Source organism: Nonomuraea sp. NPDC026600, from assembly GCF_040638335.1.
In the GTDB taxonomy this organism is placed as follows: Bacteria; Actinomycetota; Actinomycetes; order Streptosporangiales; family Streptosporangiaceae; genus Nonomuraea.
In genome coordinates this window covers 153,360-171,907 of record NZ_JBEZYD010000003.1, presented here as the reverse complement: position 1 = coordinate 171,907, position 18,548 = coordinate 153,360, and the positions used below count along the sequence as shown (strand labels likewise).

At 69.9% G+C, this 18,548-nt stretch carries 19 protein-coding genes; 17 read left to right on the top strand and 2 right to left on the bottom strand.

Features of this window, described 5'->3' with window-relative positions; all coding sequences use genetic code 11:
- The first annotated feature begins 95 nt into the window (after positions 1 to 95).
- Together AB0F17_RS07575 and AB0F17_RS07570 are read left to right on the top strand one after the other, a co-directional pair.
- Positions 96 to 1,199 carry a glycosyltransferase gene (locus AB0F17_RS07575; RefSeq protein ID WP_358017875.1) on the top strand — a complete coding sequence of 368 codons (1,104 nt, stop codon included), beginning with the start codon at positions 96 to 98 and terminating at the stop codon, positions 1,197 to 1,199.
- 10 nt (positions 1,200 to 1,209) lie between these two features.
- Positions 1,210 to 1,803, top strand: a complete 594-nt coding sequence (locus tag AB0F17_RS07570) for an FMN-binding negative transcriptional regulator (protein ID WP_358017872.1) — start codon at positions 1,210 to 1,212, stop codon at positions 1,801 to 1,803.
- 36 nt (positions 1,804 to 1,839) lie between these two features.
- Here the strand turns inward: AB0F17_RS07570 and AB0F17_RS07565 are convergent, their stop codons facing one another.
- A complete protein-coding gene (locus tag AB0F17_RS07565; RefSeq protein ID WP_358017869.1) occupies positions 1,840 to 2,898 on the bottom strand; it encodes a helix-turn-helix domain-containing protein in 1,059 nt (352 codons plus the stop codon).
- 76 nt (positions 2,899 to 2,974) lie between these two features.
- Here AB0F17_RS07565 and AB0F17_RS07560 point away from each other — a divergent pair, with 76 nt between their 5' ends.
- A complete protein-coding gene (locus AB0F17_RS07560) occupies positions 2,975 to 3,892 on the top strand; it encodes a proline dehydrogenase family protein (RefSeq protein WP_358017866.1) in 918 nt (305 codons plus the stop codon).
- Positions 3,893 to 5,566 carry an L-glutamate gamma-semialdehyde dehydrogenase gene (gene pruA / locus AB0F17_RS07555; protein ID WP_358017863.1) on the top strand — a complete coding sequence of 558 codons (1,674 nt, stop codon included), beginning with the start codon at positions 3,893 to 3,895 and terminating at the stop codon, positions 5,564 to 5,566.
- A 52-nt stretch (positions 5,567 to 5,618) separates the two neighbouring features.
- On the opposite strand, the gene AB0F17_RS07550 is transcribed toward pruA, so the two are convergent.
- Positions 5,619 to 6,506: a helix-turn-helix transcriptional regulator gene (locus AB0F17_RS07550; protein ID WP_358017860.1), complete on the bottom strand. Its 888-nt coding sequence runs from the start codon at positions 6,504 to 6,506 to the stop codon at positions 5,619 to 5,621.
- Between the two features lie 332 nt (positions 6,507 to 6,838).
- On the opposite strand from AB0F17_RS07550, the gene AB0F17_RS07545 reads away from it, so the two are divergent.
- The 13 genes from AB0F17_RS07545 to AB0F17_RS07485 all read left to right on the top strand — a co-directional run bounded on the left by AB0F17_RS07545 (position 6,839) and on the right by AB0F17_RS07485 (position 18,544).
- Positions 6,839 to 7,030: a hypothetical protein gene (locus tag AB0F17_RS07545; RefSeq protein ID WP_358017857.1), complete on the top strand. Its 192-nt coding sequence runs from the start codon at positions 6,839 to 6,841 to the stop codon at positions 7,028 to 7,030.
- 45 nt (positions 7,031 to 7,075) lie between these two features.
- Positions 7,076 to 8,593 carry a circularly permuted type 2 ATP-grasp protein gene (locus AB0F17_RS07540; protein WP_358017854.1) on the top strand — a complete coding sequence of 506 codons (1,518 nt, stop codon included), beginning with the start codon at positions 7,076 to 7,078 and terminating at the stop codon, positions 8,591 to 8,593.
- A 25-nt stretch (positions 8,594 to 8,618) separates the two neighbouring features.
- Positions 8,619 to 9,509 carry an alpha-E domain-containing protein gene (locus tag AB0F17_RS07535; protein WP_358017851.1) on the top strand — a complete coding sequence of 297 codons (891 nt, stop codon included), beginning with the start codon at positions 8,619 to 8,621 and terminating at the stop codon, positions 9,507 to 9,509.
- Positions 9,494 to 10,306, top strand: coding sequence for a transglutaminase family protein (locus tag AB0F17_RS07530; RefSeq protein WP_358017848.1), 813 nt, complete (start codon positions 9,494 to 9,496; stop codon positions 10,304 to 10,306). The genes AB0F17_RS07535 and AB0F17_RS07530 overlap by 16 nt, the downstream gene beginning before the upstream one ends.
- Before the next feature lie 7 nt (positions 10,307 to 10,313).
- Complete coding sequence (locus tag AB0F17_RS07525) at positions 10,314 to 10,739, top strand: nucleoside deaminase (RefSeq protein WP_214641747.1); 426 nt, start codon at positions 10,314 to 10,316, stop codon at positions 10,737 to 10,739.
- Complete coding sequence (locus tag AB0F17_RS07520) at positions 10,736 to 11,644, top strand: 2-oxoglutarate and iron-dependent oxygenase domain-containing protein (protein ID WP_358017844.1); 909 nt, start codon at positions 10,736 to 10,738, stop codon at positions 11,642 to 11,644. The genes AB0F17_RS07525 and AB0F17_RS07520 overlap by 4 nt, the downstream gene beginning before the upstream one ends.
- On the top strand, positions 11,641 to 12,999 hold the full coding sequence (locus tag AB0F17_RS07515; protein ID WP_358017841.1) for a cytosine permease: 1,359 nt from the start codon (positions 11,641 to 11,643) through the stop codon (positions 12,997 to 12,999). The genes AB0F17_RS07520 and AB0F17_RS07515 overlap by 4 nt, the downstream gene beginning before the upstream one ends.
- Before the next feature lie 13 nt (positions 13,000 to 13,012).
- Positions 13,013 to 13,552, top strand: coding sequence for a hypothetical protein (locus AB0F17_RS07510; RefSeq protein WP_358017838.1), 540 nt, complete (start codon positions 13,013 to 13,015; stop codon positions 13,550 to 13,552).
- Between the two features lie 130 nt (positions 13,553 to 13,682).
- Entirely contained in the window at positions 13,683 to 14,846 is a 1,164-nt protein-coding gene (locus tag AB0F17_RS07505) for an FAD-binding oxidoreductase (protein WP_358017834.1), read from the top strand.
- 46 nt (positions 14,847 to 14,892) lie between these two features.
- Complete coding sequence (locus tag AB0F17_RS07500) at positions 14,893 to 15,753, top strand: NAD(+)/NADH kinase (RefSeq protein WP_358017831.1); 861 nt, start codon at positions 14,893 to 14,895, stop codon at positions 15,751 to 15,753.
- A gap of 43 nt (positions 15,754 to 15,796) precedes the next feature.
- Positions 15,797 to 16,510, top strand: a complete 714-nt coding sequence (locus AB0F17_RS07495; protein WP_358017828.1) for a DUF72 domain-containing protein — start codon at positions 15,797 to 15,799, stop codon at positions 16,508 to 16,510.
- Positions 16,510 to 17,478 (top strand): magnesium transporter CorA family protein, encoded by a 969-nt coding sequence (locus tag AB0F17_RS07490; RefSeq protein ID WP_358017825.1) that lies wholly within the window; start codon positions 16,510 to 16,512, stop codon positions 17,476 to 17,478. Before AB0F17_RS07495 ends, AB0F17_RS07490 begins: the two co-directional genes overlap by 1 nt.
- 94 nt (positions 17,479 to 17,572) lie before the next feature.
- A complete protein-coding gene (locus AB0F17_RS07485; protein WP_358017822.1) occupies positions 17,573 to 18,544 on the top strand; it encodes a LuxR C-terminal-related transcriptional regulator in 972 nt (323 codons plus the stop codon).
- Positions 18,545 to 18,548: the final 4 nt, after the last annotated feature.

The window sequence follows — 18,548 nt, the reverse complement described above, 5'->3', positions numbered from 1 at the left end:
GCGGATGAGCCATCGACGGGTAAGGTCTTGTCCAGAGAACGACGTGCCTAAGACGCAGGCACACCTTGAAAGCTGTTTCAACGCTGAGGTGTGCCATGAATATCGCGATCGTCGCTTCCGCCACCGGAAACAAGCGTCATCAGATTCTCTCCGTCGCACGTGAGCTGGGACGCGATCATCACGTCACGATCTACTCCCGACGTGACAGCGCCGAGGGAAAGCCCAGAACGCGAGTGGCCCCGGGCGTCATGCTGGAGCACATCGACGTGGGCCCGCTGCGTGATCTCACCCCCACCGATGTCATGCCGTACCTCAAGGATGTCGGCGAGTACCTGGGTCGGCGGTGGAACCAGGAACGGCCGGACGTGATCCACGCCCATTCCTGGACCGGCGGCCTCGCCGCGGTCAGCGGCGCCAAGGGCTTGCAGGTGCCGGTCACCCAGACCTTCCACTCGGTCGACACGACCCACCTGAAGCTCGAACTCGCGCTCGGCCGGAACGCCAGAGCGGTCATCGTCGGCTCCGGTGACGAGGAGTCGGCGCTGATCCGGCTCGGCGTCCCGCGCCACAACATCGCCATCGTGCCGTACGGCGTGGACACCGAGCGCTTCCACCGCCAGGGCCCGGTGGCCACGCGCGGCAGCCGTAAGCGCCTGCTGCATCTCGGCCCGCTCACTCCCGAACGCGGCGCCCCCACGATCATCCGCGCGCTGCAGGGCCTCCAGGACGTCGAGCTCGTGCTGGCGGGCGGCCCCGAGCCGGAGCTGCTCGACGAGGACCGGGAGGCGCGCCGGCTGCGCGCCCTGGCGGAGCAGCTCGGCGTGTCCGACCGCGTGACCCTGCTCGGCCAGGTCAGGCGGGCCGCGGTGCCCAAGCTCATGCGCAGCGCCGACGCCGTGGTGTCGCTGCCGCGCGAGGCCACGACGGGCGTCGTCGCGCTGGAGGCCATGGCCTGCGGCGTACCGGTCATCGCCTCGGCCGTCGGCGCGCACCTCGACTCGATCATCGACGGCGTCACCGGCCTGCTGGTGCCGCCGGACCGTCCCGCGCGGACCGCGCGCCTGGCCCGCGAGCTGCTGACGGACCCGACGCTGCGCACCGCGCTCGGCTACGCGGGCGCCGACCGCGCCCGTTCGCGCTACTCGTGGGAGCGGGTCAGCCAGGAGCTGGTACGGGTGTACGAGCTCGCCTGCGCCTAAAGTTCCTTTTATGATGATTCATCCTTGGGACGCCGGCACCGACGAGCAGTCCCTGGCGTACGTGAAGGACAACCAGTTCGGGCATCTCATAGCCGCGGGCCGCGGTCGTGAGGTGCCCGTCGTGGTGCCGACGCAGTTCCTGCTCGTGGACGACCGGACGATCGTGCTCCACCTGGCCAGGCCCAACCCCGTCTGGGCGGCGATCGGCGAGAACCCCAAGGTGATCATGTCGGTGGCGGGTTCCTGGGCCTACATCCCCGGCCGGTGGCGGGCCGAGCCCGGGATCGAACCCGAGCTCGGCGTGCCGACCACGTACTACTCCTCCGTCCAGCTCATCTGCCAGGCGGAGGTCGTCACTGAGGTCGAGGGCAAACTGGAGATCCTGCGTGAGCAGCTTGAGGACCTCGAACCCGGACACGGCGATCCGGCCCGGATGCCGCGGCTGATGTCCGGCATCCAGGGGGTCCGGCTGGCGATCGAGGAGATCCGCGGCAAGTTCAAGTACGACGGCCAGAAGGACGCCGCCCACCGGGAGCGGGTCGCCAAGGGGCTGACCGAGCGCGGCGGGCCGGGCGACTCGTCGGCCCTCAGCCGTCTGTCCTGAACCGCTCAGGGCGATCAGCCGTCTGTCCCGAACCACTCAGGGCGGCAGGAGGCGGGCCGCCTTGAGGCCCAGGTGGACGGTCAGGCGGTCGTCGCCGTCCGACAGGTCCCGGTGCAGCATCCGCTCGGCCTTGCCCAGCCGGTAGTACAGCGTCTGGCGGTGGATGCCCAGCTCGGCCGCCGTCTTCTGGGCGTGGCCGCCGTGGTCCAGGTAGATCTCCACGGTGTGCGCCAGCTCGTGGTCGAGCGCCGCGGTCTCGGCCGCCAGCTCGCGCAGGTCGCTCTGGCCGAGCCTGGCCAGCAGCCGGTGCACGCCCAGGTCCTCCCACCGGGCGACGGGCGCGAAGCGGGGGAAGTGCTCGGCGACGCGCAGCGCCTGCCGCGCCTCGCGCCAGCTCTGCCAGGCGTCCGCCGGGTCCGCCCGCGGGGCGCCGAGGCCGGCCGCCGTACCGTACGCGCTCTGGAGGGTCTGGGCGACCTCGGCGGCCAGGTGCGCCGGGGCGAGCAGCGCGACGGGCGAGCCGGCGCGGGCCAGGACGCCGCGCGGCAGCGTCCAGAGGGCGGCGACGCGCTCCTCCGACTCGCGCACGGCGATCGCGGCGACGGGTCCGCGCATCTCGATGGAGGCGCCGGCCCGCTCCTCCGGGTCCGCCGAGAGCAGCGCGCGCAGGCCGTGGCCGAGGTCCTGACGGCTCCTGGCCTCCTGGGCGAGCGCGGCGGCGGCCCTGGCGACCAGCGGGGCGGCCCGCAGCAGCACCTCGTCGGTGAGGCTGCCGGAGTCGAGCAGCCACAGGTAGCCGTAGGTGACCTCGCCGTGGCGCAGCGGCCAGCAGACCCTGGCCAGGACCTTGAGGTCGGCGTCCGCGGGGATCCGGACCGGGCCGTGCGCCCGGGCGATGCCGTAGCGTTCGAAGTAGTCGCGGACCTCGCCCGTGGCGCGCCTGCGCAGGATCGACTCCTGGCGGACGGTGTCGATGTCGCCGTGCTGCGCGCCGTACGCCAGCAGGCGGAACGAGCGGTCCTCCAGCGTCGCGGACGCCCCCAGCAGGCGGGCGAGCTCGTCGACGGTCTCCTGTAGATCTGCCGAATTGTGCATTTGTATGACAGCCTGCCACAACCGCCGTTACGCGCGTCGATGGCCCCATGATGAGCTGCGGTTTTAGGCTGAGAACATGCTGGGTCAACTGCTCCTCGCCACCTCCCGGAGCGCGCTGGTACGCCGCTCCGTGTCGGGCTTCCCGCTCACGCGCAAGGTCGTCGGCAGGTTCGTCGCCGGTGAGAGCGTGGCGGAGGCCAGGACCGCCATCGAACGGCTGCGCGACGCCAATCTCGCGGTCACCGTCGACCACCTCGGCGAAGAGACCCGCGACGCCGCCGCGGCGGCGGCCACCGCCAAGGCGTACATCACGCTGCTCGACGCGCTGCGCCCGCTGGAGCTCGGCCGCCGGGGCGAGGTGTCGGTCAAGCTGTCGGCCCTCGGGCAGCGGCTCGACGACGCGATGGCCCTGGAGCACGCCCGCGAGATCTGCGCCGCCGCCGATGCGGGCGGCTCGACCGTGACGCTCGACATGGAGGATCACACCACCGTCGACTCGACGCTCGGGATCCTGCGCAAGCTGCGCGACGACTTCCCGGCGACCGGCGTGGCGATCCAGGCCTACCTGTTCCGCAGCGCGGACGACTGCCGCGAACTGGCCGGTGAGGGTTCGCGGGTACGCCTGGTCAAGGGCGCCTACCGGGAGCCCGCCTCGGTCGCCCACCAGGGCAGGAACGACGTCGACAAGGCGTACGTACGGTGCCTGCGGATCCTCATGGCGGGGCAGGGGTACCCCATGGTGGCGACGCACGACGACCGGATCATCTCGATCACCGAGCTGCTCGCCGACCGCTTCGGCCGCGGGCTCGGGTCCTACGAATACCAGATGCTGTACGGGATCCGCACCGACCGGCAGGAGGATCTCGCCGGAGCGGGTCACACCGTCCGCGTCTACGTTCCCTATGGCGACGACTGGTACGGCTACTTCATGCGGCGCCTGGCCGAGCGCCCCGCCAACGTCGCCTTCTTCCTTCGTGCCCTTGGGGGTAAGTAAATGGATGCCATCAGCAACGTGCCCGTTCCCGCCAACGAGCGGGTGTACGGCTACGCGCCGGGCAGCCCGGAGCGTACGACGCTGGAGAACCGGATCAAGGAGCTGTCCGGCTCCTCGATCGACCTGACCATGACGATCGACGGCGCGCGGCGGCTCGGCGGCGGCGCTCCGATCGACGTGGTGCAGCCGCACAACACCGCCTCCGTCCTCGGCCGCACGCACGACGCCACGGCCCAGGACGTGCGGGAGGCCGTCGACAGCGCGCTGCGGGCCGCTCCGGCCTGGCGGGCGCTGTCGTTCGACGAGCGGGCGGCGATCTTCCTCAAGGCGGCCGACCTGCTGGCCGGGCCGTGGCGGGCGACGCTGAACGCCGCGACCGTGCTCGGGCAGTCGAAGTCGGCGCAGCAGGCGGAGATCGACGCGGCCTGCGAGCTGATCGACTTCCTGCGGTTCAACGTGGCCTACGCGCGGCAGCTCTACGCCGACCAGCCGGTGTCGTCGCCCGGGGTGTGGAACCGGATGGAGTACCGGGCGCTCGAAGGCTTCGTCCTGGCGATCACCCCGTTCAACTTCACCGCCATCGCCGGAAATTTGCCGACGTCGGCGGCTTTGATGGGAAATGTCGTCGTTTGGAAGCCGTCGCCCACGCAGCAGTTCGCGGCGCACTTCACGATGCGCCTGCTGGAGGAGGCCGGCCTGCCGCCGGGTGTGATCAACATGGTCACCGGCAACGGCCAGGCGATCTCCGAGGTGGCGCTCACGCACCCGGCGCTGGCGGGCATCCACTTCACCGGCTCGACCGCGACCTTCCAGCACCTGTGGGGCACGATCGGCGCGAACATCACCACCTACCGCGGCTACCCGCGCATCGTCGGCGAGACCGGCGGCAAGGACTTCGTCCTGGCCCACCCGTCGGCCGACCCGGCCGTGCTCTCGACCGCGCTGATCAGGGGCGCCTTCGAGTACCAGGGCCAGAAGTGCTCGGCGGCCTCGCGGGCGTACGTGCCGCGGTCGATCTGGTCGCGCATGCGTGACGACCTCGTGTCCGCGGCCGAGTCGCTGACCATGGGCGACGTGGCGGCCGACCTGTCGACGTTCATGGGCGCGGTCATCGACGACCGGGCCTTCGCCAAGCACAAGGCGGCCATCGACCGGGCTAACGGCGCCTCGAACATCGACCTGCTCACCGGCTCGTACGACGACTCCACCGGATATTTCGTGAAGCCGACCATCCTGGAGTGCGCCGACCCCACTGACGAGATCTTCGTCAAGGAGTACTTCGGGCCGATCCTGGGCGTACACGTCTATGAGGACGGCGACTTCGACGCGGTGCTGGACCAGATGGAGAGCATCTCGCCGTACGCGCTGACCGGGTCGATCATCGCCCAGGACCGCTACGCGATCGCCTCGGCCTCGGAGCGGCTGCGCTTCGCGGCGGGCAACTTCTACATCAACGACAAGCCGACGGGCGCGGTCGTGGGCCAGCAGCCGTTCGGCGGCGCCCGCGCCTCGGGCACCAACGACAAGGCGGGCTCGATCTTCAACCTGATCCGCTGGGTGAACGCCCGTACGATCAAGGAGACCTTCGTCCCGCCGGTCATCACCGGCCCGTTCCGGGGTGACGTCCCGCAGGCGGGCTACGAGCAGCCCGATCTGAAGAAGCTGGGCTACTGAGGCCCGGCCGCCTGGCGGCTGAACAGGCGAGCCATCCCCGGGGACGGCTCGCCTACTCCGGCGGCGGGGGCGCCGACCACAGCGTGCTGATGATCTGGTGGAGGATCTCCGGGGTCGCGGCCGCGGGCTGCGCGTAGACGCTGAGCTGATTGAGCAGATGCCGGTACGGCCGGACGTCGGCGTCCTTGGTGAGGTAGTGGGCGTCGGCGGTCTGTTCCAGATAGACCACATCAGGCAGGTCCGCCTCGGCGAAGCGCAGGATCGTGAAGGGGTCCACGCCCTTACCGGGACCGAAGGAGAGCACCTGGAGGGTGACGTGCGGGAGGTTGATCATCTCTTGGAGATGCTCGAACTGGGCACGCATCGTCGCGCTGTCACCGACTTGACGGCGCAGCACCGACTCATCCATGACCACCCATAATTTGCGTGGTTGGGGGGACCGCAGAAGCTGCTGGCGGTGCATGCGCAAGGCGACCCGGCGCTCGATCACCTCGGCGTGGCCTTCGCGGTTTCGCCCGATGACGGCCTGGGCGTAGTCCTTGGTCTGGAGCAGGGCCGGGACGTGCTGGACCGCGTAGGTGCGGATGACCGTCGCGTCCTGCTCCAGCCCGAGAAACGCCGCGAACTCGTCGGAGATCACGTCTCGGTAGTCCTGCCACCTGCCAGGGGCGTCGGCCTGCGCGGCCAAGGTGAGCACGACCTGGCGTTCGGCCTCGTCGACGCCGTACAGGCTGAGCAGATCGGCCACGTCGTCCAGCGGGAGATCGGTACGCCCGCTCTCCAGGTGACTGATCGTGGAAGGCGGGCTTCCGATGGCGGACCCCGCGTCCGCGCGGGTGATGCCGCGTGACTCGCGCAGCCGGCGCAGACGTACGCCGACCAGCATCCGCAACGCTGTCGGTCCGGACTGGCGCAATGTCTCGCCCGGGATTCCCGTCAAGTCGCCTCTACCGCGAGCAGTCGGCATTTATGCTCCCAATTCGGCAAATTGCCGCTCGGCAATCGCCTACATCTTGTCACATAAGCAACTGAGATTTCATTCAATGTCGCGAACTGGCCGCATCTGACCCTGTCGATCGATGGCTCTCCACCACTTCATCCTGAGACATCCAGTTTGTCGACATTAATGGCATAGGACGCTTTTGCCTGGCTGGCGCTACAGCGATGAGTTCAGCAAGGAATTCCCGGAAATCGTGAGGATCATTCAACTGTATCGGCATCTGCTGGAGGAGGTTCGTCGGTTTCCTCGATATCGGCACGGAGCTACCCACTGTGGATAACACCCACGAACTGGCTCAGCAAGCGGATCCGACCAGCCGGGTGGTTCATGTAGACAATAATCCTCTCTGCGCTGCTTCACGCCCAGGCCCGCAGCGGCTGTGCGAGCGCGCGACGGGACCCTCGCCACCGTGCCCGACCCCGCGCCCGACCCTGCGTCCAGCCCCCGAGGAGGCGGTCCTGTAACACGCGAGGCGATTGCGCGAAACATACTGTCCTTAATCTCCGGACATGGCGGACATATTCGACGCTTACTCCCTCGGGTCCGAATCATGGGATGAGATGTTCGAGCGGCCGGGCGTCCCCCGGCCGCAGTATCAGGCGCTCTTCGCCGCCCTCCAACCGCTCGGCGTGGACGAGCTGAGATCCAGAGCCGACCAGCTTGCCCGGATGTTCACCGATCGTGGCGTGACCTTCGACTACGCGGGCGAAGAACGGCCCTTCCCGCTCGACCTGATCCCGCGGGTGATCGACGCGGCCGAATGGGATCTCGTGGCGCGCGGCGTCCGGCAACGGATCCGCGCGCTCGAGGCGTTCCTGGAGGATGTGTACGGCCCGCGCCAGGTCTTCCGCGACGGCGTGATGCCCTGGCAACTGCTGCACTCCAGCCCCCACTACCACCGGGTCGCACACGGCTGGCGCCCGCCCAACGGGGTACGCGTGCACGTCGGCGGCATCGACCTCATCCGCGACGAGCAGGGCGCCCTGTGTGTGCTCGAAGACAACGTCCGCACCCCCAGCGGGGTCAGCTACGTGCTGGAGAACCGCCTGGCCATGGCCCGGACGCTACCGTCGCTGTTCGCCGAGCAGTTCGTCCGCCCAGTCGAGGAATACCCGGCCAGGCTGCTGGCCGCGTTGCGCAAGGCGGCACCCGCCGGGGTCACCGACCCGACCGTCGTCGTGCTCACGCCCGGCGTCTACAACGCCGCCTACTTCGAGCACGCGCTGCTCGCCCGCCTCATGGGGGTGGAGCTGGTCGAGGGGCGCGACCTCATCTGTGAGGGCAACCGCATCTCGATGATCACCACGTACGGCAGGCGGCCGGTCCACGTGGTCTACCGGCGGATCGACGACGACTACCTCGACCCCCTGCACTTCCGCGGCGACTCGGTGCTGGGCTGCCCCGGTCTGGTCAACGCCGCCCGCGCCGGCAACGTCACGATCTCCAACGGCGTCGGCAACGGGGTCGCCGACGACAAGCTCGTCTACACCTACGTGCCCGAGCTGATCGGCTACTACCTCGGTGAGGAGCCCCTCCTGCGCAACGTGGAAACCTACCGGCTGGACGATCCCGACATGCGGGACTGGGCGCTGGATTCGGCGGCCGAGCTCGTGCTCAAGCCGGTGGACGGGGCGGGCGGCAAGGGGATCGTGATCGGTCCGGTGGCCACCGCGGGCCAGCTCGCCTCCGTACGGCAGGCCGTACGGGACCATCCGCGAGGCTGGATCGCCCAGCGGCCGGTGATGCTGTCCACCTCGCCCACCTGGATCGGCGAGCGGCCGGTGCCGCGCCATATCGACCTGCGGCCCTTCGCGGTCAACGACGGCGACGACGTGTGGCTGCTGCCCGGCGGCCTGACCCGCGTCGCGCTGCCGGAGGGCGAACTGGTGGTCAACTCCAGCCGGGGCGGCGGCTCCAAGGACACGTGGGTGCTCGGCAACGCGCACGCTCCGATGGCCTCGGTCACCGCTCCGCCTGTCGCCCAGTGGAGCCCGAGCAGGGTCGCGGCGGGGACCGAGGAACAATGACCCGCCCGTACGAGGAGGACCCGCGATGACTCGCCCGCTGCTCAGCCGCATCGCCGAGACCCTGTACTGGATCGGCCGCTACATCGAACGCGCCGACGACACCGCCCGGCTCCTCGACGTGTCCGCGCACCGCATGCTGGACGAGCCCGAGACGTGCCGCTCCATCTGCGCCACTCTCGGCATCCTGCAGCCTGAGCCGTTGAGCGCCACCGGGATGATCCGGCGGCTCGCCTATGATCTGGACGAACCCGCCTCGATCGCCGCGTCGGTCAGATCGGCCAGGGACAGCGCCCGTGGCGTGCGAGAGGTGATCTCCAGCGAGGCGTGGGAATGTCTCAACGTCACCTGGCACCAGCTCCGCCGTCTCCCGACGGTCGCACCGCACGGCTACCTGGCCTTCGTCCGCGAGCGGGCCGCGCTGTTCTTCGGGCTGGCCGACGCGACGATGAGCAGGGACGACTGCTGGCGGTTCATCGTGCTGGGCCGGAGTCTGGAGCGGGTGGACATGACGACCAGACTGCTGGCCGTACACCTGCCCGGAGACAGGCGGCTGCTGCTGCAGGCCAGCGGCGCCGATGAGTCCTTCACCCGCACGCACGGCGCCCACGCCGACCACGCCCTCGAGTTCCTGCTGCTGGACAACCTGTTCCCGCGCTCAGTCCTCTACTCGCTGCTGACGGCGGAGAAATGCCTGCGGGCCCTGACGCCCGCCAGGGTCAGAGCCGGAGTCGCCGATCCCGCGCTGGCCGCGATCGGCCGGGTACGCACCGGCCTGGAGTACACGGATCTCGACCAGTTGCAGGACCGGGTGCCCGAGCTGCTCGTCACCCTGCAGGAGGCGTGCGCGTCCGCTGGTGAGGCGATCGGCGAGCGGTTCTTCCAGCGGAGGGAGGAGCTGGCATGGGTTGGCGCTTGATGGTCCGTCACCTGACGCTGATGGAGTACGCCGACGAGGCGCGGTCCTCCTTCAACGAGGTGCGGATGACGCCGGCGACCGGTGTGCTGTCGAGCCGCATTATCGTACAGCCCGCCGCCCACATCTACACCTACCAGGACTACTGGGGCACGACGGTGAGTGCCTTCGACGTGTCCCATCCGCACCGCTCGCTGTCGGTCGAGGCGGTCAGCCGGGTGGAGACGACCGGGCCCCGCGGGCCCCGGTCCGTTGCCGGGACGCCCGACCCGTCCATGAGCGAGCTGCTCGGGCGTACCCCCGCGACCTCCGTCAGCGACGAGCTGGCAGAGCTCGCCACGGCACAGGCGAGCGGGCGCGACCCGCATGAGGGCGCCGAGGCGATCTGCGCGGTGGTCGCCGCCCGCGTGGCCTACATGCCGGGCTCGACCGGCGTGCGGACCTCCGGGCAGGAGGCGTGGGACCAGGGCAAGGGCGTCTGCCAGGACATGGCCCATCTGACCGTCGGCATGCTCCGCGCCGCCGGCCTGCCCGCCCGCTATGTCTCCGGCTACCTCCATCCCAAGCCCGACGCCGAGATCGGCGAGCCGGTGGAGGGGCAGAGCCACGCCTGGGTGGAGTACTGGGCGGGGGAGTGGCTTCCCCTCGACCCCACGAACGGCTCCCCGGTCGGCGAGGCCCACGTCGTGGTGGCCCGCGGCCGCGACTACTCCGACGTCCCTCCCCTGAAGGGCGTCTATCAGGGCCCAGGGGAAAGCCGTCAGGAAATCACGGTGACCGTCACCCGCCTGAGGGGATAGTCGAAACATGCTGGAAGTAGCGCTGGAAGAGGCAAGAAAGGGATTCGCCGAAGGCGGCGTCCCGGTGGGAGCGGCGTTGTTCGCGGCGGACGGCACGCTGCTGGGCCGTGGACGCAACCGCAGGGTCCAGGACGGCGACCCGTCGGTGCATGGGGAGACCGCGGCGTTCCGCGACGCCGGCCGGCAACCCACCTATCGGGGCACGACCATGGTGACCACACTGTCGCCCTGCTGGTACTGCAGCGGGCTGATCCGCCAGTTCGGCATCTCGCATCTCGTCGTGGGGGAGTGCCGGACCTTCATGGGCCAGCACGAGTGGCTCGCCCGGCACGGCGTGGACGTGGTGGTGCTCGACTCCCAGGAATGCGTCGACCTCATGACCGCCTTCATCGCCGCCAACCCCACGCTGTGGAATGAGGACATCGGCAAATGATCCCCGTCATCGACCTTCAAGGCGAGTCCGTGCCGGAGCGGGTGGACGCCGCCCTCCGCGAGTTCGGATTCCTGCTGATCACCGGCCACGGCGTCCCCGCCGAACTCCGCTCCGACGTCCGGCGGGCGGCCAAGCGCTTCTTCGCCCTCCCAGGAGAGGTCAAGGAGCGGTACGCGGCCACCGTGGGAGAGCGGGGCTGGCTGCCACCAGGGGTGGAGGCCAACGGCTACGCCGAGGGCACTCCCACCCCGCCCGATCTGAAGGAGACCTTCGCCGTCGGCGCCGACCGGCCGATCGGCCATCCACGCATCGATCGCGAATGGTTCCTCCAGAACGTGTGGCCCCCCGAGGTGCCCGAGTTGGAGCCGCTGGTCACCGCGTACCTGACCCAGATGCGCGCGCTCGCCGACCGGCTGCTGCTGATCTGCGCGCGGGCCCTCGGCGTCGAGGAGGACTTCTTCACCTCGAGGGCCGACCACCCGACCTTCACCATGAACATCAACCGCTACCCGCCGCTGTCGCAGATCGGGCCGCCCGAGCCGGGCCAGTTCAGGATCGGCCCGCATACCGACTTCGGCACCGTCACGATCCTGGACCGCCAGCTGGGCGTCGGCGGCCTCCAGGTCTTCACCCTCGACGGCGAGTGGATCGACGCCCCCTACGTGCCGAACGCCCTCACGATCAACATCGGCGACCTGCTGGCCCGCTGGACCGGTGAGCGCTGGCGCTCGACCCGTCACCGCGTCCTGCCGCCCGCCCCGTCGGCCCCCGATGAGGAGCTGGTGTCGCTCATCTACTTCTACGAGTGCAACCCGCTCACCGAGGTGGTGCCGCTCACCGGTGACGCCGAGCCCGTCGTCGCATCCGACTACCTCATGGAGAAGCTGAGGGCGATCACGCTATGACCGTCGTACGCGAAGGCACCTACGGCGACAAAGTCGCCGCGATCGAGCCGGGCGGTCTGGAGTTCATCCCCCTGTCGGACCGGCACGGCAAGCCTTCGGGCCTGTTATGGACCTGGATGTCGCCGAACCTGGAATTCGCCACGATCTTCCTCGGTGTGCTCGCCGTGGCGGCCTTCAAGCTCAGCTTCTGGCAGGCGGTCCTGGCCTGCGCCGTGGGCAGCGGCCTCGGCGCGATCACGCACGGCATCCTGTCGGCCCAGGGACCTGCCTCCGGAGTGCCGCAGATGGTGCTCGGACGGCTGCCCTTCGGCTACTGGGGCAATATCCTGCCTGCCGCGTTCAACTCGGTGGCCGCCGGGATCGGCTGGTTCGCCGTCAACAGCGTCAGCGCCGCGCTCGCCCTCAACACGCTGACCGGCCTGCCCGCCTGGCTCTGCCTGGCCATCGCCGTGACGGCCATGGTGGCGCTCGGCTTCTTCGGCCACAACCTCGTCCAGGCCTTCGAACGCCTCGCCTTCCCCGTGCTCGCCGTGATCCTGCTCGTCACCTCGGTCATCATCGTGGCCCAGGCCGACCTGGGCTACGCGGGCGAGGGCGGCGGGATGGGCGGCTTCCTGCTGGCCGTCGGCGCCTCCTTCGGCTACGCCGCCGGCTGGAACCCGTACGCCGCCGACTACACCCGCTACCTGCCGCCCGGCTCCTCCCGCCGGGCGGTCGGCCTCTCGGCCGGGCTCGGCGTGTTCGTCTCCTGCGTGATCCTTCAGAGCGTCGGCGCGGCGTCCGTGACCATCGCCGGAGGTGACCCGCTCGGCCAGCCCACCACCGCGTTCACCCAGCACCTGCCCGGCCCGGTGGCCGGGCTGACGCTGCTCGCGATCGCCCTCGGCGCGGTCGCGGCCAACGCGCTCAACGTCTACTCGGGCGCGATGTCGCTGCTCGCGCTGGGGGTACGGCTTCCGCTGCACCTGCGCAGAGCCATCATGGCCCTGGCCTGCGGGGCGATCGGCTTCACCGTGGCGCTGTCCGGGCTGGCCGACGCCGGGCACAAGTACGAGGCGTTCCTCCTGGTCATCGCCTACTGGATCGGCCCGTGGCTGGGCGTGGTGCTGACGGATCTGTTCCTACGCCGGGGTGAGGAGCTCCCTCCGGTGCTGTTCGACAGGCGGCACACCAACTGGGCGGGCCCGATCGCGATGGTCGTCGGGGTCGTCGTGTCGGTCTGGCTCTTCTCCAACCAGCAGCAGTACGTCGGCCTGATCCCCCAGCAGGTCCCCGCGGTCGGCGACATCGCCTTCGAGGTGGGCTTCCTCATCTCGGCCGCTCTCTACCTGGCGCTGAAACGCAGGACTTCATGACAGGCTTGCGGCCATGGGATTCGGGGTTCGTCAGTTCGAGCTGACCTTGATGCATCGGATGCGTGATCTCAACGCCGAGCGGGTGGAGGACGCGCTCATCGACATGGGCGCGTCCCGGGCCGAGCTCCGCGCCGCCCACACCCAATGGACGAAGATGGCCCACTCCGTGCGGACCTCGAAGGGGCTGGCCGGGTTGCGGACGGTGCTCGGGCCGCCGCCGTACCAGGGCAAGGCCACGATCGGGAGCCTGACCTGCGACGTGGCTCGCTGGGCGCTGCCGTCCTGGCCGAACCTGGAGTTCGAGGTGCTGCTCGGGCCTGATGGCGTGGTGTGGAACCAGTGGTTCGTCCGTCCGCACGGCGACAAGGCGCTGGCCTTCGCGGACCTGATTCCGTGGGGGTGCGTGGTCACCGACGTCGCTACGAGCTTCCCCGGGGCCGCCCAGGGCGAGGGCTCGGCTCCGCATCACTGGGTGGTCGACTTCGTTCACGAGGGTACGGACTATCGGGCTCGTTTCGTGTACGGCCTGTACCAGCGTCTCGACCGCGCCTGACGGGTCAGACGGATCGCGGGTGGAAGCGTAAGAACCTCTTCGGCTACGCCCACAGATGACCGTGCTCGACCGCTTCCTCCCGCTCCGCGCGTTCCGCGATCCTAGAGTGGTCAAGGGAGGGAACTGGTCAATGAACGAAACCGGACGCGAGCTGCCCGCGCGGGCCTCAGCGGTCATCATCGGGGGCGGCGCCATGGGCGTCAGCTCGGCCTACGCGCTGGCCGCGGCCGGAGTCACCGACGTGGTCCTGGTCGACAAGGGGCCGCTGGGCTCCGGTTCGACCTCGAAGGCCGCAGGGGGAGTGCGCGCGCAGTTCTCCGACCGGGTCAACATCGAGCTCGCCGCACGCAGCCTCGAGACGTTCGAGACCTTCGCCGGCCGCTTCGGGCAGGAGATCGACCTGCACCAGGTGGGCTACCTGTTCCTGCTCGACTCGCCCGAGTCCGTCGCGGAGTTCGCGAAGAACGTCGCGATCCAGAACGACCTGGGGGTGCCCAGCCGGATGATCTCGGTGCGCGAGGCCGCGGAGCTGTCGCCGCTGATCGACACCGACGGGCTGCTCGCCGCCGCCTATTCGCCCACCGACGGCCACTGCACGCCCGAATCCGTGGTGCTCGGCTACGCGGGCGCGGCCCGCCGGCTCGGCGCCCGGTTGCTGCCCAACTGCGCCGCGACCGGCATCGAGACGGTGGACGGCCGCATCGTCGCCGTCCACACCGAGGGCGGCCGGATCGAGACCGACACCGTGATCTGCGCGGCCGGCGCCTGGTCGAGCCCCATAGGCGCGTGGGTGGGCGTCGACCTGCCGGTGAGCCCGCTGCGCAGGCAGATCCTGATCACCGAGCCGGTCCCCGATCTGCCGCCCATGACCTTCACCATCGACTTCGGCACCACGTTCTACTTCCACCGGGAAGGTCCCGGCCTGCTGCTGGGCATGTCCGATCCGGACGAGACGCCGGGGTTCAAGTTCGACCGGTCCGACGCCTGGCTGCCGAGGCTGGGCGAGGCCATGGCCCGCCGCGCCCCGGCGCTGATGGAGACCGGCATCGCCACCGGATGGGCCGGCCTGTACGAAGTGACACCGGACCACAACGCGCTCATCGGGACCGCCCCGAACATCGACAGGTTCATCTACGCCACCGGCTTCTCCGGCCACGGCTTCCTGATGAGCCCGGCCGTCGGGGAGGTGGTCCGCGACCTCTACCTGGAACGGACGCCGTTCGTCGACGTCGCCGGTCTCGACGCGAGCCGCTTCGTCCTGGCCGGGGCCAGGCCCGAGCTCAACATCGTCTGACAGGGCCGTGGCCGGGTGGCGGTGAGGGCACCCATAAGCTGGCCATATGGGCATGGTCGGTACGGTCGGACTGGTGTTGCATCCCAGGCGCGACTCCAAAGAGGCGATCGACACCATCCTGAGCTGGGCCGCCGGCAAGGGAGTCACCGTCATGGGGCTGCCCGAGGAGGTCGGCCGCATCGACTGCAGCGCCGTGGCGGTCGACGCCGACATGCTGGTCGAGCGGGCCGATCTGCTGGTGAGCCTCGGTGGTGACGGGACGATGCTGCGTACCATGCGGCTCATCGCCGGCCGGCACACGCCGGTGCTCGGGGTGAACCTGGGGCGGCTGGGGTTCCTGGCCGAGATCGACGTCGAGGAGTTGCCCGCCACCCTGTCCGCCATCGACGGCCACCGCTACACCGTCGAGCCGCGCATGGCCGTGCGGACCAAGATCGACGGGGACGCGGAGCTGATCGCGTTCAACGACATCGCGCTGGTGCGCATCCCGGGCGACGGCATGGCGGCGGTGAGCGTCATGCCGGGTGGTGATCCGTTCGTGCGCTACGCGGCCGACGCCGTGATCGTGGCCACGACCACCGGGTCCACCGCCTACAGCTTCGCCGCGGGCGGGCCGATCGTGTCGCCGCGGGTGGAAGGGCTGCTGGTGGTGCCCGCCGCCGCCCACTCCTCGTTCAACCGGGCGCTGGTCCTGCCCGCCGACGAGGACGTGACGCTGGAGCTGCTGCCGTCGAGCGGGCGGCTGGCGGTGGAGGTGGACGGGGCGGTGCTGGGGCATCTGTGTCCCGGTGACCGCATCACGGTGTCAGCCTTGCCGGGCGCGGCCAAGGTGGTGCGGCTGGGGACGACGTTCTACGAGCGGGCCCGGCGCAAGCTGCGGGTGGACGGCAGCGCCGAGGTCGACTGAGCCCAGGGGATAGGGGCGCCTTCCAGGGGGTAGGCGCACGGGCATGGCGACGCTGGTGGGCACGTCCGGGTGGCAGTACAAGGACTGGCGCGGCATCCTCTATCCGCAGGGGGTCCCGCAGCGCCTCTGGCTGGAGATCTACGCCGAGGCGTTCCGCACCGTCGAGAGCAACAACGCCTTCTACCGCCTGCCCTCACCCGAGTCCTTCGCCGGCTGGCGGGACCGTACGCCCGACGGGTTCGTGATGGCCGTCAAGGCGAGCAGGTTCCTCACCCACATCAAGCGGCTGGCCGATCCGGCGGAGCCGGTGGAGCGGCTGATGAACGCCGCCTCGGAGCTCAAGGACAAGCTCGGCCCGATCCTCGTACAGCTCCCGCCGACCCTGAAGGCCGATCCGGACCGGCTCGCCCGCTGCCTGGACTGCTTCCCGAAGCATGTGCGCGTCGCGGTCGAGCCCAGGCATCCGTCGTGGTGGACGGACGAGGTCCGCGAGATCCTGGCGGCCCGCGACGCCGCACTGTGCTGGGCCGACCGCCTCGGCCGGCCGCAGAACCCGTTCTGGCGCACCGCCGGCTGGGGATACGTGCGGCTGCACCAGGGCCTGGCCACCCCCAGCCCGTCGTACGGTGACACGTCGCTGAAGACCTGGGCCAGGCGGGTCGGGGAAGCCGGTTGGCGCGACGCCTACGTCTACTTCAACAACGATCTCGGGGGAGCGGCTGTGCGCAACGCGCTGCGCTTTGCCAGACTCGTCTAGTGCATACCCGCCTGTATAGGAACGGTGTCCTGGAGAAGGAAGGCTTCCCGATCGAGGAAGTCTCCGACTACGTGGACGACGAGGCCAACACCGTCTGGTTCGACCTGTGCTCACCGACGCCGGAGGACCTCGCCGTCGTCGGCGAGGAGCTCGGCCTGCACGAGCTCGCGGTCGAGGACGTGCTGTCCGACCACCAGCGCCCCAAAGTGGACATCTACCAGAATCACCTGTTCCTCACCATGTATGGGGTGCACTTCGACGACGGGCGGCTCGACCCGGTCGAGGTCAACGCCTTCGTGACGAAGAACGCCCTGGTCACCGTCCGCGAGAGCGACCACTTCGACATCGGCGAGGTGGTCAAGCGCTGGGACGCCAACAAACGGATGGCCGGGCACGGCGTGGCGTTCCTGCTGCACGGCCTGCTCGACTATGTGGTCGACGAGCAGTTCGACCTCGTCCAGGAGTTCGACGGCAGGGTGGAGCAGCTGGAGGACCTGCTGTTCGAGGAGACCCCGGTCGACGGCAGGGAACTGCAGCGCACCATGTACGACCTGCGGAAGAACATGGCGAGCTTCCGCAAGATCACCATGCCGATGCGCGAGGTGGTCGGCGTCCTGCTCCGCCGCGACCAGGAGCTGATCGCCGACCCGGTCATGGCGCCCTACTACGAGGACGTCTACGACCACGTGGTGCGCGTGACGGAGTGGACGGAGTCGCTGCGCGATCTGCTGGCCAACATGCGGGAGACCCGCCTCGCCCAGCAGGGGTTCCGGCTGAACGAGATCATGAAGCGGGTCACCAGCTGGGCGGCGATCATCGCGGTGCCGACCGCGATCACCGGCTTCTACGGCATGAACGTGCCCTATCCGGGTGAAGGCCAGCCCTGGGGCGTCTGGCTGTCGTCGGCGCTGGTGGCCGCGGCCTCCGTCGCACTGTACGTGGTGTTCAAGAAGAAGGACTGGCTATAACGCGGGGGATCGGCCCTTCTCCTGTGCCAGCCAGGCGGGGAACGCCCCGCCGTGCGGTCTCGGTGCGCAAGTTCGCGCACTGATATAAAGAACCGTGGCCGAGATCACTCTGAACGTCCGCCAGTTGCAGGCGTTCGCCGAGGTCGGCTACCAGGCGGCGGGTGGCGGTGGCGCGCGCGGCGCGATGGCCGCGCTGCGCCGGGTGGTCCCGGTGGACGCCTACGAGTTCGTCGCGTTCGACCCGGCCAACGGGCGGCACCACAGCGTCGTCTCCGACGGTCACCGGCGCATCGACGGCGATGCCGCGGAGGAGTACGCCGGGCTCGACGCTTACCGCACGGCGATGGCCACGCGGGCGCCGGTGCCGATGCCCGAGCCGGGCACCGAGCGCTATTTCCGCCGCCATCTCGCCCCGTACGGCTGGCGCGCCGGGCTGACCGCGCCGCTGTTCCTGGCCGACGGACGTTACACCGGCCTGCTGCACCTGGCGGCCAGGGAGGCGTTCCTCGAGCTCACCGGCCCGCTGGTGGCGGCCGTGGCGCCCATGCTGGCGCACGTCACGGACCTGACCCGGTGCGTGATCGACCCGGTGGGGCTGCCGCCGGGGTTCCTCGCGGCCGCCTACGACCGGCTGGGCGTCCGGCGCGAGGTCCCCGGCGTCGCGAAGTCCGCCGCCTTATGGGACGAATCGGCCATCGCGGGACTCGCCCGTGCCTTCATCGACTCGCGCGAGCTGAGCCGCCGCGGCCTCTGGCTCGATCGCGGCGGCCGCTGGCACGAGGTGCGGGTGGTGCGGGCCGGCGTCGGCTTCCAGGGCTCGATCCAGGGCGCGGTGGTGGCCGAACGCCCGTGCTCCCTGCCGTACGAGCTGACCGGCAGGGAGGTGGACGTGCTCACCCGGGTCGCGGCCGGCGACTCCAACCCGCAGATCGCCGCCGCCCTGGTGCTCAGCGTCCGCACCGTGACGACCCACCTGGAGCACATCTTCGCCAAGCTGGGCTGCGACAGCCGCACCCGCCTGACGACCAAGGCCCTCGCCGAGGGCCTGTGCCGTCTCGACGTCTGACCGC

What these genes read in the sequence shown, in the direction of transcription:
- AB0F17_RS07575 (WP_358017875.1), top strand. Translation starts at nt 96, where the DNA reads ATGAATATCGCGATCGTCGCTTCCGCCACCGGAAACAAGCGTCATCAG.
- AB0F17_RS07570 (WP_358017872.1), top strand. Translation starts at nt 1,210, where the DNA reads ATGATGATTCATCCTTGGGACGCCGGCACCGACGAGCAGTCCCTGGCG.
- AB0F17_RS07565 (WP_358017869.1), bottom strand. Translation starts at nt 2,898, where the DNA reads ATGCACAATTCGGCAGATCTACAGGAGACCGTCGACGAGCTCGCCCGC.
- AB0F17_RS07560 (WP_358017866.1), top strand. Translation starts at nt 2,975, where the DNA reads ATGCTGGGTCAACTGCTCCTCGCCACCTCCCGGAGCGCGCTGGTACGC.
- pruA (WP_358017863.1), top strand. Translation starts at nt 3,893, where the DNA reads ATGGATGCCATCAGCAACGTGCCCGTTCCCGCCAACGAGCGGGTGTAC.
- AB0F17_RS07540 (WP_358017854.1), top strand. Translation starts at nt 7,076, where the DNA reads ATGGCGGACATATTCGACGCTTACTCCCTCGGGTCCGAATCATGGGAT.
- AB0F17_RS07535 (WP_358017851.1), top strand. Translation starts at nt 8,619, where the DNA reads ATGACTCGCCCGCTGCTCAGCCGCATCGCCGAGACCCTGTACTGGATC.
- AB0F17_RS07530 (WP_358017848.1), top strand. Translation starts at nt 9,494, where the DNA reads ATGGGTTGGCGCTTGATGGTCCGTCACCTGACGCTGATGGAGTACGCC.
- AB0F17_RS07525 (WP_214641747.1), top strand. Translation starts at nt 10,314, where the DNA reads ATGCTGGAAGTAGCGCTGGAAGAGGCAAGAAAGGGATTCGCCGAAGGC.
- AB0F17_RS07520 (WP_358017844.1), top strand. Translation starts at nt 10,736, where the DNA reads ATGATCCCCGTCATCGACCTTCAAGGCGAGTCCGTGCCGGAGCGGGTG.
- AB0F17_RS07515 (WP_358017841.1), top strand. Translation starts at nt 11,641, where the DNA reads ATGACCGTCGTACGCGAAGGCACCTACGGCGACAAAGTCGCCGCGATC.
- AB0F17_RS07510 (WP_358017838.1), top strand. Translation starts at nt 13,013, where the DNA reads ATGGGATTCGGGGTTCGTCAGTTCGAGCTGACCTTGATGCATCGGATG.
- AB0F17_RS07505 (WP_358017834.1), top strand. Translation starts at nt 13,683, where the DNA reads ATGAACGAAACCGGACGCGAGCTGCCCGCGCGGGCCTCAGCGGTCATC.
- AB0F17_RS07500 (WP_358017831.1), top strand. Translation starts at nt 14,893, where the DNA reads ATGGGCATGGTCGGTACGGTCGGACTGGTGTTGCATCCCAGGCGCGAC.
- AB0F17_RS07495 (WP_358017828.1), top strand. Translation starts at nt 15,797, where the DNA reads ATGGCGACGCTGGTGGGCACGTCCGGGTGGCAGTACAAGGACTGGCGC.